Annotated in this window: 15 protein-coding genes and 1 pseudogene; 7 read left to right on the forward strand and 9 right to left on the reverse strand. The window is 39.8% G+C overall.

Annotation, left to right across the window (positions count from 1 at the left end; all coding sequences use genetic code 11):
- Nucleotides 1–164 precede the first annotated feature (164 nt).
- Nucleotides 165–284 (forward strand): annotated as a pseudogene (locus tag QOS06_RS09890) (IS30 family transposase); the annotation flags it as partial.
- A gap of 157 nt (nucleotides 285–441) precedes the next feature.
- Here the strand turns inward: QOS06_RS09890 and QOS06_RS09895 are convergent.
- Nucleotides 442–1,185 carry a sirohydrochlorin chelatase gene (locus tag QOS06_RS09895; protein WP_283595972.1) on the reverse strand — a complete coding sequence of 248 codons (744 nt, stop codon included), beginning with the start codon at nucleotides 1,183–1,185 and terminating at the stop codon, nucleotides 442–444.
- Between the two features lie 224 nt (nucleotides 1,186–1,409).
- Here QOS06_RS09895 and nirB point away from each other — a divergent pair, with 224 nt between their 5' ends.
- The 5 genes from nirB (at nucleotide 1,410) to tnpC (ending at nucleotide 6,670) form a co-directional block, all read left to right on the forward strand.
- Complete coding sequence (gene nirB, locus QOS06_RS09900) at nucleotides 1,410–3,878, forward strand: nitrite reductase large subunit NirB (RefSeq protein ID WP_283595973.1); 2,469 nt, start codon at nucleotides 1,410–1,412, stop codon at nucleotides 3,876–3,878.
- A complete protein-coding gene (locus QOS06_RS09905) occupies nucleotides 3,875–4,222 on the forward strand; it encodes a Rieske (2Fe-2S) protein (protein ID WP_283595974.1) in 348 nt (115 codons plus the stop codon). The genes nirB and QOS06_RS09905 overlap by 4 nt, the downstream gene beginning before the upstream one ends.
- 298 nt (nucleotides 4,223–4,520) lie before the next feature.
- Nucleotides 4,521–4,709, forward strand: a complete 189-nt coding sequence (locus tag QOS06_RS09910; protein ID WP_003674475.1) for a hypothetical protein — start codon at nucleotides 4,521–4,523, stop codon at nucleotides 4,707–4,709.
- Nucleotides 4,699–5,055 (forward strand): IS66 family insertion sequence element accessory protein TnpB, encoded by a 357-nt coding sequence (gene tnpB / locus QOS06_RS09915; RefSeq protein ID WP_003674477.1) that lies wholly within the window; start codon nucleotides 4,699–4,701, stop codon nucleotides 5,053–5,055. The genes QOS06_RS09910 and tnpB overlap by 11 nt, the downstream gene beginning before the upstream one ends.
- Before the next feature lie 67 nt (nucleotides 5,056–5,122).
- Nucleotides 5,123–6,670, forward strand: coding sequence for an IS66 family transposase (gene tnpC / locus QOS06_RS09920; RefSeq protein WP_283595977.1), 1,548 nt, complete (start codon nucleotides 5,123–5,125; stop codon nucleotides 6,668–6,670).
- Between the two features lie 57 nt (nucleotides 6,671–6,727).
- Here the strand turns inward: tnpC and QOS06_RS09925 are convergent, their stop codons facing one another.
- Entirely contained in the window at nucleotides 6,728–7,012 is a 285-nt protein-coding gene (locus tag QOS06_RS09925; RefSeq protein WP_283595978.1) for an ArsR/SmtB family transcription factor, read from the reverse strand.
- A gap of 235 nt (nucleotides 7,013–7,247) precedes the next feature.
- Here QOS06_RS09925 and QOS06_RS09930 point away from each other — a divergent pair, with 235 nt between their 5' ends.
- A complete protein-coding gene (locus QOS06_RS09930) occupies nucleotides 7,248–7,805 on the forward strand; it encodes a hypothetical protein (RefSeq protein WP_016497326.1) in 558 nt (185 codons plus the stop codon).
- 7 nt (nucleotides 7,806–7,812) lie between these two features.
- Here QOS06_RS09930 and QOS06_RS09935 read toward each other — a convergent pair whose 3' ends face one another.
- The 7 genes from QOS06_RS09935 to QOS06_RS09965 all read right to left on the reverse strand — a co-directional run.
- Nucleotides 7,813–8,589 carry a replication initiation protein gene (locus tag QOS06_RS09935; protein WP_016497327.1) on the reverse strand — a complete coding sequence of 259 codons (777 nt, stop codon included), beginning with the start codon at nucleotides 8,587–8,589 and terminating at the stop codon, nucleotides 7,813–7,815.
- Between the two features lie 292 nt (nucleotides 8,590–8,881).
- Nucleotides 8,882–10,996 (reverse strand): replication protein, encoded by a 2,115-nt coding sequence (locus QOS06_RS09940; RefSeq protein ID WP_283595980.1) that lies wholly within the window; start codon nucleotides 10,994–10,996, stop codon nucleotides 8,882–8,884.
- A 293-nt stretch (nucleotides 10,997–11,289) separates the two neighbouring features.
- Complete coding sequence (locus QOS06_RS09945; RefSeq protein WP_191980691.1) at nucleotides 11,290–11,685, reverse strand: replication protein; 396 nt, start codon at nucleotides 11,683–11,685, stop codon at nucleotides 11,290–11,292.
- A gap of 38 nt (nucleotides 11,686–11,723) precedes the next feature.
- A complete protein-coding gene (locus tag QOS06_RS09950; RefSeq protein ID WP_012390396.1) occupies nucleotides 11,724–11,999 on the reverse strand; it encodes a helix-turn-helix domain-containing protein in 276 nt (91 codons plus the stop codon).
- 2 nt (nucleotides 12,000–12,001) lie between these two features.
- Nucleotides 12,002–12,364, reverse strand: coding sequence for a type II toxin-antitoxin system RelE/ParE family toxin (locus QOS06_RS09955; protein WP_003672622.1), 363 nt, complete (start codon nucleotides 12,362–12,364; stop codon nucleotides 12,002–12,004).
- 145 nt (nucleotides 12,365–12,509) lie between these two features.
- Complete coding sequence (locus QOS06_RS09960) at nucleotides 12,510–13,097, reverse strand: site-specific integrase (RefSeq protein ID WP_003672620.1); 588 nt, start codon at nucleotides 13,095–13,097, stop codon at nucleotides 12,510–12,512.
- Nucleotides 13,098–13,430: 333 nt separating this feature from the next.
- A partial coding sequence (locus QOS06_RS09965) for an IS30 family transposase (RefSeq protein WP_283595982.1) occupies nucleotides 13,431–13,919 on the reverse strand: 489 nt, incomplete at its 5' end.

Raw genomic sequence — 13,919 nt, forward strand, 5'->3', positions numbered from 1 at the left:
GATTGTACGGTAACACCATTAAAGACCTTGATGGGTTTTTCTGTCCACTTAAATGTTCAACTTAAATTTTACAATCTACCGTTTTTAAATCAATGGTACAGCAAGTAACAAAAAACGGTAAAGATAAGAAATTATCTTATCCTTACCGAATATCATAGAACCATAATTATACAGAACAGGACGTTGAACACTGCCAAAAGCAGTTAAATCAACGTCCTCGCAAAGTGTTAAACTATGAAACCCCATATGAAGTATTTTTTGACAAACCGTTGCACTTAGTTTGACAATTTGCCCCTCATAGAAAAGCTCCAGAAATAAAAGCGACCGGAGCCAAGCTTCTGCTTAATAACGGTCACTTCATAGCTGTTTATTACCTGCAATAGGTGATTTTTATCCAATGCTACTTGATAAATACTGGTACATATCTTAGCCATTTCCTTTTTAATTTAAACTGTTCATTGCCTCCATAACGATATCGTTAATAGTCGGTACAAGAGAATCATCAAATTCTAGGGGATCGGTCATGTAAGTCGCACCGCCACCACGCTTAGAACGTTGAACAATGATACTATCACAAACTCCCTTTGAATTACTACCGTCACCTAAGAAATAAGGAACAATTAATAATGGATTAATGGGATTAATTAGTTGTAGTCGTTTATGAAAATCAGGTTCACCATGGTTAACACCTAGGTCAATATTAAGGTCAAGTGTTTGAAGCTCTTTTTTAATCTCTAACAATGCTTTTTGAGGCCGAGAAGAGTGTTTGGACCCATGAGCAATCACGAGAACATTTAGGGGTGTCGCTAATGACTGCCTTTTAATTACGTCATAGATGGCTTCTTTAAAGTAATTGATAACACTCGGCTGAGTGGCTAATGGGGCGGTAACCCGATAACTGAATCCGAGCTGCTTGCTTAGCATTTCAATTGGTGCTGTAATATCACGTTCAAGATGAATAGCACTAAAAAGTAGGACTGGAACAACAATAATGTCGTTGATTCCTTCACTACAAAGGTCTTTTATTTGTCCTTCGATGGGGTAATTGCTACTACCCAAAATAGCTAGTTTTTGGGGGCTAGAGGTGAAGTCGTTCCCTAACTTTTTAACGAACTTTTGAATCTGAGCGAAACGATTGGGGAACTTATCACCATGAAAAACATAAATAATACCATTTTTTTTCATAATTCTGTCATCTCCCTAATGATATTAATTTTAGTATATCCTCTTGTAAAAAGCTTTTCAAACTAGGCGTTTATAATATTATTCGTTAACATATTTTTTTATGCATTACAGTAATATCCTAATAATATTGCTTGATAATAGGTCACCCCGCCCATTGAAAAAATACTCACAAGGTGTAAAAATAGAGATATAAGTTGAAGTTTAAGATGAAAGGTGGGTTTATGGTGAAACTAGTTGTTATCGGTGCAGGAATGGCTGGGAACCGGTTGGTTGAGGAACTGCTCAGAAGTGGTGACCAGCGATATCAAATTACAATTATTGGTGCAGAACCATATCCTGGATATAACCGAATTCAGTTATCAGAAGTCCTTGAAGGTCAAATGGCGTGGAATGAAATTATCACTAACTCTGATGAATGGTACCGCCAGCACCAGGTTGAATTTATTAAGGATGATCCTGTCGCAAGCATTAATCGTCGTCAAAAAGCTGTCCAAACGCAAAGTGGTAAAAAATTTGGTTATGATAAGTTAGTTATTGCTACCGGATCTCACCCGTTTATTCTCCCAGTTCCCGGCAGTAACTTAACTAATGTTTTAGCTTTTAGGACGATTGCCGATGGAAAACAAATGGAAACCGTTGCTAAGCACGGTGGTAACGCGGTAATAATTGGTGGCGGGATGGAAGGACTAGAGGCTGCCGCCGGATTAAAGCATCAGGGAATGGCAGTAACGGTCGTCGAACTAGCTGACCACTTAATGCCGAATGCCCTTGACAAGGCTGCTAGCAAGTTACTGAGAAAGGACTTAGAAGACCAGGGGATTAGTTTCAGGTTAAGTACCAGCGTAACTTCTATTGCTGGTTCAACATCGGTTACCGGTGTTAAGACCAAGGATGGTGAAGAACTCTCCGCTGACCTTGTAGTAATGTGCCTTGGTATTCGGCCAAATATTGACATTGCTAAACAGGCTGGTCTGGATTGTGATCATGGAATTAAGGTAACTGATTACTTGCAGACAAGTGATACAAATATTTACGCAATTGGTGAATGTGCAGAATGGAATGGTCAAACAATTGGAATCGTTGCTCCATGTTATCAGCAGGCAGGAATTGTTGCCAAAGTTCTTACTGGAGATAAGGCACAAAAGTACCGTCCAGAATTGTCATCAATGCAGCTAAAAGTTCCCGGAATCGACCTCTTTTCTGCTGGTCAGATTAATAACCATGGCGAAGATAATAATTCAATTAAAGCATTAGACGATGTTAACCGTAATTACGAGCGGGTCTTTGTCAATAAAGATGATGAAGTCGTGGGGGTAATCCTTTATGGTGACGTAACTGATAGTAACCGTGACTTCTTGATGATAAAGAAGCACAAACCAGTTGATCAGTTAACCCCATTTTCCGTGCTAGTAAAGCGGGGCGTAGCCGTTAACAATACATCCAATATTGCTGATGAAATGGATGATAATGATATTGTTTGTGGCTGTAACAACATAACTAAAGGACAAATTATTAAAGCAATTCACGATAAGAACTTATCATCGGTTGCAGAAGTTGGTAAAGCAACTCGGGCTGGAACCTCTTGTGGTAAGTGTAAGCCGATAATCTCTGCAATTTTAAAAGCAGAGCTAGGGGATAAAGCACAGGCTGATAAAGATACTCTGTGTTCTTGCACTGATCTTGGCCATGACGAGATTATGGCTGCTATCAAGAAGAATCATTGGACCACTAGTCAACAAGTGATGGAAGGCTTACATTGGAAACGGAAGGGCGGCTGTAATAAATGTCGGCCAGCCTTAAATCTTTATCTAAGTGTTTGCTTCCCTCATGAACATAAGGATGAAAAACCTTCACGGTGGGCCAATGAACGATACCTTGCTAACATTCAAAAGGATGGTACCTACTCTGTTGTTCCACGAATGACCGGGGGGGCGACTACTGCTGACCAGCTAATTGCATTTGGGAAGGTTGCAAAGAAGTACCACGTCCCAATGGTGAAAGTTGTCACATCGCAACGGTTGGGGATGTATGGCGTTAAACGTGAAGACTTACCCGCCATTTGGAAGGATCTTCATGACCTTGGCGGAATGGAATCGTCTGAAGGGTATGAGCAATCATTGCGTGAGACCAAGGCGTGTGTATCAAAAGATTGGTGCCGTTTTGGGACGATTGATTGTGCACATTTAGCACAACGGATTGAAGATGAGTTTAAGGAGATCGATTCGCCAAAGAAGTTGAAACTAGGGGTATCAGGCTGCCCACGGAGTTGTGCAGAATCACTGACGAAAGACTTTGGTGTAATTGGTTATGGTGGTCAATACCGGATTTATATTGGTGGTAATAACGGGACGACTGTCCATACTGGTAAAGAAGTAGCAACTGTCAAAACAGAAGATGAAGTGCTAGAGTATTTTGGTGCTTGGCAGCAGTGGTTCCGTGAAAACGGTCACTATGGCGAACGAACATGGCAAGCACTCGATCGTGAAGGCTGGGATACGGTCATTGGAATTTTGAATGATGACGAAAAACGGCAAGCATTATATAATCGGGATATTGATGCGCGGTCAGCTTACCGCGAGCAACACCTCCACAAGGGTGTCTGGCAAGATGCTTATGAGAGTAAGCAAATGGTTAATGACCTCTTTACTTCCAAGGATATTACCCTTGTTCAAAAGAAGGAGGGTGACGAATGATGAGCAGGACTGTATTTATTCGTAACTTAGCAGACCTCCCTAAAGGAATGGGGTTCAAGGTTATTAATGGTGATGAGACTATTGACGTGATTCGTACCGATGATAACCAGGTATTAGCGATTGGTAATGTTTGTCCCGGCTGTGGCTTTCCTCTGTCAGATGGTTGGGTTTGCGGGACTGATGTAGTCTGCGCTAAACGAAACGAACGGTTTAACGCGACAACCGGGGTAATGACCGATGGTGGAATTAACGTTGACCCGCAAATTTTAGATAAGCACCTCCGTGTTCCAACATACCCGGTTAAGGTTGAAGATGGTAAAGTTTATCTAACCGTTAAACATTAGGAACCATTATCAGGAGCTGGTAATTTGCATCCTTGATAGGGCAAAAAAGAGTTAGCAGTGAGGGGCCGTGACATAAATCCCCTACATAGTTGAAAATGCTACAGATCAGTACACAAAGAGGACTCTAGTGTTCGGAAAATCCGAACGCTGGAGCCCTCTTTGTGCTTACGCGTCACTCAAATATGACTATAATATTCATTCCTCAAATAGACTGCTACGTAAGCACACCATAACGACACGTCTATAAATTGTCAGCAGGACCTCCTATACTGAAATCATCAGTAAGGAGGTCTTCTTTATGGAAGAAAAGCATGACATTGTAGCTTCAAAATTTTCAACCAAGCCAATTTCACATGGCCAAAGTCAACGGCAACCGCATGTCGCAGCTCAAATGGAAAAAGCTGGGATTAAATTAGTTATTTTTAAAGGTGCTAGTTCCAACCTAGCGGTTGAACTAGCTAAAGTAATGGTCCGCTATGCTCGTTAATTGGCAAGCTCCTGATAAAGTCTATTTGGTTTGCGGTAAGACTGACCTTCGCAAAGGAATCGATGGTCTAGCCATGGTGATCGCCGAGAACTATGGCTTAGAATTGTATAGTAATTCTTTATTTCTATTTTGTGGAAGTCGCAATGATCGCTTTAAAGCACTCTTTTGGGACGGCGAAGGATTTATTCTTCTTTATAAACGCTTTGAGAATGGTCATTTAAAATGGCCCAAAAGTAGTAAAGAGATCAAATTACTTAATAAGCGACAACTAGCAAATCTGCTTAAGGGACTCAATCCATTTCCGACACCGCAAATTCACCGTGCTATTCCAGGTAATCTATATTAGGGCTGTTTAAATTCCTTCCGCTTTGATATAATAATTGAAGATTTATCAAGTGAGGAGGTGACGTAGTATGGATAGCAAGGAATTAGAGAAGGAAAATCAGAGGCTAAAGGCGCAATTAGCTAGCGCTAATCAGCAAATTGATTACCTTCGTCAAATCATTGCCGGACAAAAGGAACAGCTCTTCGGGAAAAAAACTGAAGTTATTGAAAAGGTAGTAAGTGGTCAAGAATCACTATTTAGTGATGAACAATTAACGTCATTACAGTCACCTGATCTTTCAGTAACTGAAGTTACTGAAACAAAAGTTATCAAAGCAGTGCGTCACCATTCCAAACGGAAAAAGAGTGGGCAACGGACCGCTTTTTTTGATTCCTTACCCCAAGTTAATGAAAGCGAACCGCTATCCGATCAGACATGTCCAAACTGTCATCATGAACTCAAAAAGGTAGGCACCAAGTTAGTACGACGAGAGGTTTGTGTAAAGCCGGCTGAACTTTATTGTAAGAATTATTACCAAGCCACTTACAAATGTGAAAATTTCCATCCTGGTGGTAAAGCTATCCTAATAAACAGCGGAACACCAAAGGCGTTACTAAATCATAGTTATTTATCGAGTAGTATTTTAGCTCAGGTAGCGAATTACAAATTTAATTTAGCGCTACCGTGTCATCGACAGATGAAACTTTGGCACGCCGTCGGCTTGCCAGTTCAGGATAAAGCCTTAGACCGTGCCCTAATTAAAGTTAGTCAGCGATACTTAAAGCCACTATACCAGGCCCTTATCAAATTAATTCAATGTGAAGCGGTAATCCATATGGATGAAACACCATTCCAGGTCCTTGATAGCCGCAAAGCCAATGGCTATTTCTGGGTGACGAGAACGACTAAGGAATTCAGTCACCATCAAATAGGTGTTTTCCATTATGCGAATAGTAGATCGGGACAAATGGTTGGGAAAATCTTAGGCGAGAATTACCCGGGGATTATTATGTGCGATGGCTATAATGGTTACAGCAATCGCCTTTATCCTCGAGCAAAATTCGGTTCTTGTTTGGTCCATATTCGCCGTGAATTTATTCGAATTACCAAACTTTTAAAACCAAATCAACGCCGCCAGACAAAGGCATGGCGGGCAATTGAGCTATTAAGTCACGTTTTCCATACGGAAAACGGCCTAAAATACCAAAGTTCAAAGGAAAAGTTGGCCTTGCGAAAGGAGAAGATAAAACCACTGCTTGATCAATTCTATGATTATCTAGTGAAGATTGAGCACCCAATGGGTAAACTACGAAAAGCAATTGAGAATGCGCAAAGGCTTCGCCAACGTGTATATCGTATTTTTGAGAATGGTCAAGTGCCACTAAGTAATAATGCGGTTGAACAAACAATCCGCCCATCGACTTTAATTCGCAAGAATTGTTTATTTGCGAAAAGTACCGCGGGAGCTGAAGCTAATGCGGTTTTCTATACTTTAGTAGCAACGGCTAAAATGAATCAGTTAAATCCTTATCGCTACTTCAAATATTTATTTGAGGAGCTACCCAACCGCAAGACGGTAAGTCTTGAGGCTTATTTGCCATGGGCAAAAGTAATTCAAGAGAATTGTCACCAATAAGTAGGGCGATCGTGATCCAAGCTTGAGGATCACGACCGCCTTTTTCAATACGTGTCGTTATGGTGTGCTTACATTAGATAAGGTCTTAGACAGCCCATTAATAAGTAGCGCAGCTGTGTCTTGATTTAAAGAATAATGGTGCCACTTGCCCTTCTTAGTCACGCGGACTAGCTCCTCTTTCTCTAATACTTTCATATGGTGAGAAAGGGTGGGCTGGGTGAAATCAAAATTTTTAAGAATATCACAGGCACACATCTCTCCACAGGAAAGCATTTCAAGGATTTGTAACCGATTTGATTCTGCAACGACTTTTAACAAACTTGCTAGCTTTTGATAATCCACTTACATTCCTTCTCACATAGATATTTATCTATATGATAGGTTGCTCAAACTTAGATGTAAACCTAAATAGTGAATTTTTTGCAGTTAAAGGCTTGAAAGGCGGGCAGTGGGGAAGCAAGCATATTACAAATGTTATCTTTACGTCGTATTTCCATTCTTTATGACGGAATTAGGTATGCTACAATGGTGATAGGAAAGTTACACCGTTTTCAATGGTCGGAAGAAGGTCGGAAATATGGCGGAAGAAAGACTATATACTATCAATGAGATCATAAGAGAAGCGGGTATAGCGCGTTCAACTTTTGATAAATTTGCTGAAGCCAATAACTTACGTCCAGTAAAGACAGAGAAACGAGGGAAGAAGTTCTATTCCTTGAAAGATAAGGAATTTGTGGTTTCTCACTACGTAAGTGGGAAAGGGAAAGAAGAAAAAGAAAAATTTACCAATCACAAAGCTGAACGGCACGATGAAATCGTTGAGTTACTTCGCGAACAGGTTCAGCAGCTTAAGAAAGCCAACGAACAACTCGTCCACGATAATGACATCCTGACAGACCAATTGAAAGTCAAGGATGATCAAATCGCAGCCGCCCACCAACTAGCTGATCAAGCGCAAAAGTTGCATCTTGGACTAGAGAAACAGGTTAAAGCCCTCACAGGAGACACTAACAAGCCCGTAGTGGACGGCGAATCATCTGATATTACTAATTCATCGATTGATCAGCAAACGCCTGCAGATGGCCCTACAGACCAAAAAAAAGCCACTCGCAAACCGTGGTGGCATATCTTTTAGTAAGTTGTTAAATTTGAAGTGTTGTTTTGACGGGAGTAATGTCGAGTGTATAGCCGACAACCTTCCGTCCTTTTTTTTCCGTCGTAAGATAAAATATTGTCTTTGGGTAAAGCTCTCCAAGTTCCTTTAAGCTGACACCTAGAACCCGTTGCCGAAAGCGGCCAGCACTCCATTTTCGCGGCTTTCCATCATTATCCGTTCCAAGGAACCAGCTTTGCCATTCTTCCATGCTTCCCCTAATGGTCGCTTTTTGAAGTTTCCCCATCGAGTTCGCATTCCAAAGCTTAAGTAAAGTCAGCGTATACTTAGAACGGACAGTTGCCAATTCCGAGAGCTTAAACGAGTAGTAATTTTGCTTTAGTTCGAAAACAAATGGGGCAACCTTCTTGCTGAACTGAAATTCAATCTTCCCGTCCTCAACAATTTCAATGTAATCAAAGAGCGAAGTCATCAAAATTCCATTCATACCATTTTTGTACGTCCGAAGATAAATGGCTGTTTTAGTGTTTAATGCTCGAAATGCTTCGCCGACCCGCTGGTAATTTTTCCCAGAACTGTTCAACCCCAGATGACGTATAATATCAATCATTTGGACAATGTATGTCTGATCACTGGTATCCTCGGCTTTCACGAAGCTAAAGCAATAGTCCAGCACCTTATGTTCAAAAGTTGTTAGATTACCAAATGAGCGTGCCAAATCATTAGCTTGCGTAACTAAATAATTTTGGCGACTAAGTAAGTTACTAATGGTTTTATCCATTTTCTTGTTCTGAACGACAGCCATAATTCTTCCCCCAAATATATCATATTTTAAGAATATCATTTCTACAATATTTATGCAATCTATGGTATCAATGACGTACTAAAATGGTATCAATGACGTACTAAAATGGTATCAATGACGTACTAAAATGGTATCAATGACGTACTAAAATGGTATTTATCTCCGCTGAACCCCTTGATATTAAAGGATTTTGCCCCCTTCTAATGTATATTAAATGTAATAATAATGTATTTACTTAATGTATGACCTTAGCAAATTGAAAAAATAAACTCATACCTCCAAAATTATAGTTTTAACGTTGTAAATCATTATCTTGATTAAGTTGTTTTGTAATATTGTTTTTAAGTTGTTGATTAGTCTGTTGTAATTGTTCGTTAGTAGCAAGTAGAATTGCTTTTTTTAATTTGATAGCTGGGTCATTCATTAGTTTTAGTTCTTTACGGTGGTCAAATGGTTTATCGGATCTTTCAATGCTTGATGGGTCTAAATAGGCGCTGTGTTGTGGAGCTGGATTACTTTGCTGATTTTGAGTTGGCTGGGTTAATGTTTGTGTGATTTGGTTAATAAAGTTTGTGGCTTCGGTTTTAATCTTTTGGAGAACTTTGGTTGTGGTGTCCATGAGGTATTTTAGGGTCTGGCGTAGGTGTTGTTGACGTCCAGTGTCGGAAATAACCGGTTGAGCTGTTTCATTGGGTTTTAGTAATGATGATTCTACTTTGTGTTCAGGTGCGTTCTCGGCAATGGTATCAACTAGTTGGTTTTTGTAGCCGTTAATTTGTTTTTGCATGATTTGATTATCGTTTTGGAGTTGTTGATTTTGGTTGCTTAATTGCTGGTTGGTATTTGTTAAATCGGCTTTTTCGGTGCGTTTGCTGGTTAACTCTTTTGTTATGTTATTAAGTTCATCGTGATAATTTTGTTTGTCTGTTTCCCAATTAGTCCGTTGTTCTTGACGCCACTCGTCTAGTTCCTGTTCGATTTGGGTTACATTGTTTTCTGTTACGGTAATTGGTTGATTATTGGCATCGGCTAAGTCGTTTCGGTCAATTTCTTGTTGAGCGGCTTTGATACGTTGGAGTTTATGCTGTTTGATTTGTTCGTCAGCGTCATTAATCTGGTTTTGCAGATTTTGTAATTGCTGCCGTTGTTGAGTCAGTTGTTGTTCTTGTTGCTTCTGCTGCTCTTCGGTGGCTTTTTGTTTTTCTTCGGCAGCTTGGGCATCGGTCTCGGCTTGTTGCTTAGCCTCCCGAGAGCCTCTAGCAGCCTTTGTAATGCCGTTTGCCATTTCTAGGGGTGAAAGGTCGTTACCGTCTTTATCGACCGCTTGCTGGCCTGTGGTAGCCTCGTAGATGTTCTTTAGGTTCTGAGTGACGGTTGATACTTGTGATTGGACGTCATTATTTTGGCTAGTTAAGTTCTCAGCTTGGTCTTGTAATGACTTAACTGCTTTTTGGTGGTCTGCGATTTCTTGATGTTGAGCTTTCAATTGTTCCATGGAAAGCCCGGTTTGAATGGTCTTATCTTCCTTGGTTTTGCGCTCAAAATCGAGGATTTTTTTATTTTGAAGGACCTTGTAGGTCTTGTGTAGTTCATTTTCCAAGCATTTCAAGGCAAACTGGTCCATGTTGGCCCGGAACCATTTTGTAGCGTCACGGCCAGAACAAACTTTACCTGTTACCGCTTGATGTAGACTGACTAGTGCTTGATTTAAGGAATTAGTAGCGTGAGCAGCCCGCTTTTTACCGCCTCTCGTCATGCCAAAGGTAGCTAATTCATAATGAATGTGAGAGATTCCCATCTCATCATTATTGGTGGCGTAGCGTCCACGGTGTAAGTAGTCACCAACATTAACTCGTGAATTATCTTTAAGTGTCCAGCCAACGTTATTGTTAGTGGCGTGAATCAATGCCCGATTGAAGCAATCATAAAATTTTTTGGCGACTGTAATGTTATCCGAAATTGGCTTGCCATTATTGTCTTTCAACTTAAAAACTAAGTGCGTTGAACCATCAGGTAACTGCTCTTCAGAGTATGAAGAAGCCGGACAAAATTTTTTCATTAGTTCACTTTGAACTTCCATATTGCCAATCGTTAAGATCGCAGTGGTTTTCTTTTTACCACTCAGATAATTTTTAACGCTTCCGTATTGACGTTCTGGATGATTCTTTTCACGTTGGTGTTGATCATGTTCATCAACGTATTCCTGAAAGTGTTCTTGATTCCACTGTGTTAAATCATCGCGGATCTTTTGGGATTCACCGTATATGTTAAACTGTGTTTCATCGAAAACGATGTCCTTATTGGAATGATTAATGCTACTATCGTGTTCGACATGCTTCTGCATACCAGAATATCCATTAGTATCTTTTGCCTGCAAGTCAGTAGTTACCGTACATTTAATTGACATCTTCCATCACCTGCTCGTACTTATTACTAAGTATATTATAGCAGTTTCGTATGAAATAATGTTGGATAGTTTATCCAACTTACTAGCTCCCTAGTCAAAATGGAGTAATCCATTTTGCCGGTCGCTCTGCTGAGGGCATTAGGAACACATTTCCTAATAACTATTTATTTACTTTTTGAGATTACATTCAAAAAGTAAATGTTACCTTTTTCATTAAAAGGTAACGCGAAAATAAAAAATTCCCAATGCCTTTTGGCAAAGGGAATTTTTTACAATCCAGCTTTAACATTTAGTTAATCTGGATTGTTCCCATTGGGAAATTCATTATCATGTAATGGATTCTTTCCCAATGGTTTTGCATGACTTTGTTCCTGCTGCTCTTGTTTTATTTTAGCCACAAATGCAGTCACAAAATCATGCAAATCTTTTTTCGCAAATGGCTTTTGATCATCACCAATTTGCAAATCAATAATGCTGTTTAAGCGTTGCATTAAGTCATCATTATTGCTGGCCGAAGTTAGCATAGCTTCGGCCAATTCCGCTTTCCATTTTAGTTCGTTTAAGGCTAAAACATCAGCGTTATGTTTCATCTGGAGCTTCTTATACTCCATATCTTCAGGAACAGTACGACCACTCAGTTTTTTGGCTTTAAGTTCTTGCCAACGGGCAATTGATTTAGGGGACATCATGATAAAAACTTCTTTCTATTAAGTAATTAGATTAACTATTATGAGAAGTTAACAGTCAATCTCTTGCCCAAAGCGTTAGCAATTTTGGTTAAAGTATCAATACTGGTGTTAGCGCCGCTTTCAATTCGTGCAATTGTTGATTGAGGAACATCAGAAACAGTAGCTAGATCTCGTTGAGAAAGGCCTGATTCTTTTCTAACCTTAGTTAATGCAATGGCACTCTCTAACTTAGTTGTTTCGTTTTCAAATTCCTTTTTAAATGCCGGATCCTTTAATTGTTCATTTAAGTAGTCTTTAAAATTAATGTTGCTCATAATTATTGCTCCTTTCGGTTGGCAAAGTATTCGTCACGTAATTTCTTAGCATGATTAATTTCTCGTGGCGGTGTTTTCTGGGTTTTCTTAGTAAAGCCATGGGTAATAACGTAGTGAACGCCATCAACGTGAAAATAAAGGCCACGTTGTTGATTATTACTAACCCGAGAGCGAATTTCATAGAGGTTCTTCTCCAGTGGCTTAACCCAGTTATGTTGAATTCCAGCACTAAGTCCATAAGTTGCGACCATGTTAATCCGTGCTAATAACTTTGCTTTAGCTTTAACGTCAAGACTATCTAAATATTCTGCAAATTCAGTATGGCCATTAGGGCGAGTATAAAATTCAAATTCTAAATCTTCCATGCCCTAATGATAGCATATATTGTATCAATTATCAATATATGCTATCTAGAACAACTACCGTGCTTCGCTTGCTGGACTCGTTAATCAGAACGGTTTATGACTAAACCTAACCTGATTAACGAGTGAATTTTTTGGGGGGGAGTGCTTAATCGAACTTAACTTCATCGAGCATTTGTTCTCGGCTGACTTGATCCAGACCTAAATATTTTAAGGTCATGGCTTCTGAGGAATGATTAAGCAGCGACATCACTAAACCGATATTGTAATGAGTTTGTGTGTAGACCCGGTAAGCCCCAGTTTTTCTCATTGTGTGAGTACCGAGGTAGTTAATCCCAAGTAAATCGCCAGTTTTAGCCATGATTTTGTAAAACTGTTTTTCAGTGATGTGCCGATCGGGGTGTTTAGTCGATGGAAAAAGCCAATCTGAGTGGAGATTTTGTTGGTTTAGCCACTGAAAATAGTCTTTTAGGTCTTGTTTAACTGGTTTTAGGTACAAAGTATTGGGCTTTCCGGTCTTTTTATCCCGAATATAAGCATTTTTAGCGATAGTCCCATCGTTATTGAAGATTTCATTGCGTCTGAGAGCTAATAAATCGGACACTCGGAGTAACGTTGCCTTGCCAACTTGGAAAATTGTGTAATTTCGGCGGCCAGCTTTAAAATTATGTAGGAGAGTATCTTCGACTTCATGCAGGATATTGGAATCTTTGATGGGTAAAACGAGTTGTTTCATGATTAATTGCTCCTTATTTAGGGACTACTTTTTGTATATATAAATTAAAAGCCCCTATATTCTGATTATAGAATACAGGGGCTTGCCATAGCAACATTCTTTAGGGGTTATTTATTAAAAATAACCCCTTAACTAATTGGGCAATACGTTTTTTTAGTTTCATCGCGCGTTTGTCGAAACACAATCATTTTTTGTTCATGTGTGCCTTTTGCTTATGCCGGATCAGGTAATGGCCAGTGAATACTTTTAGCTTGTGGTGGTATTACTGGACACCTACAAATAAAATTTGGTGGATTTAAAAATGGCAGATTGCAAGAAATAACTTGAACGAATTTAGTGACGTAGATTAAGCAGGAAGATCTCGATTGGTGTATGCCAATTAAGACATTTAAGTGGCCGGGAATTCAAATACCAATTAATTTGAATCAGCTTGTGATCGCTTAACTCTTCAATGGCTTGGCCTTTGGGAATAAAGCGTCGTAAAACTCGGTTACGGTTCTCATTACTGCCGCGTTCATGTGGTGAATAAGCATGAGCAAAATAAACCGGAGTATCAGTTCGCTGCTCAATTGCCTGGTAGTTAGCGAACTCTTTACCATGATCTACGGTAAGCGTCTTGAGCTTGTCTTGAAGTTGACTAGCTAGTTCAAGCACGGCTTGAGTCATGGACTGACTGTCGCGACCATGGAGCCGTTTAACAATTGTCAGGCGACTCTTACGCTCCACAAAAGTAGCCACAGCTTGGCCTTTACGTTTGCCAGAAAGTACGGTATCAGCTTCAAAGTGGCCGAATTCCTGGCGAGTTTCGACTTTATGAGAACG

The organism is Limosilactobacillus sp. DJ3M12, from assembly GCF_947381695.1.
GTDB lineage: Bacteria > Bacillota > Bacilli > Lactobacillales > Lactobacillaceae > Limosilactobacillus > Limosilactobacillus kinnaridis.

Excerpts from the sequence above, each read along its gene's own strand:
- QOS06_RS09895 (WP_283595972.1), bottom strand. The coding sequence starts at position 1,185 with ATGAAAAAAAATGGTATTATTTATGTTTTTCATGGTGATAAGTTCCCC.
- QOS06_RS09905 (WP_283595974.1), top strand. The coding sequence starts at position 3,875 with ATGATGAGCAGGACTGTATTTATTCGTAACTTAGCAGACCTCCCTAAA.
- QOS06_RS09910 (WP_003674475.1), top strand. The coding sequence starts at position 4,521 with ATGGAAGAAAAGCATGACATTGTAGCTTCAAAATTTTCAACCAAGCCA.
- tnpB (WP_003674477.1), top strand. The coding sequence starts at position 4,699 with ATGCTCGTTAATTGGCAAGCTCCTGATAAAGTCTATTTGGTTTGCGGT.
- tnpC (WP_283595977.1), top strand. The coding sequence starts at position 5,123 with ATGGATAGCAAGGAATTAGAGAAGGAAAATCAGAGGCTAAAGGCGCAA.
- QOS06_RS09930 (WP_016497326.1), top strand. The coding sequence starts at position 7,248 with ATGGCGGAAGAAAGACTATATACTATCAATGAGATCATAAGAGAAGCG.
- QOS06_RS09935 (WP_016497327.1), bottom strand. The coding sequence starts at position 8,589 with ATGGCTGTCGTTCAGAACAAGAAAATGGATAAAACCATTAGTAACTTA.
- QOS06_RS09940 (WP_283595980.1), bottom strand. The coding sequence starts at position 10,996 with ATGTCAATTAAATGTACGGTAACTACTGACTTGCAGGCAAAAGATACT.
- QOS06_RS09945 (WP_191980691.1), bottom strand. The coding sequence starts at position 11,685 with ATGATGTCCCCTAAATCAATTGCCCGTTGGCAAGAACTTAAAGCCAAA.
- QOS06_RS09950 (WP_012390396.1), bottom strand. The coding sequence starts at position 11,999 with ATGAGCAACATTAATTTTAAAGACTACTTAAATGAACAATTAAAGGAT.
- QOS06_RS09955 (WP_003672622.1), bottom strand. The coding sequence starts at position 12,364 with ATGGAAGATTTAGAATTTGAATTTTATACTCGCCCTAATGGCCATACT.
- QOS06_RS09960 (WP_003672620.1), bottom strand. The coding sequence starts at position 13,097 with ATGAAACAACTCGTTTTACCCATCAAAGATTCCAATATCCTGCATGAA.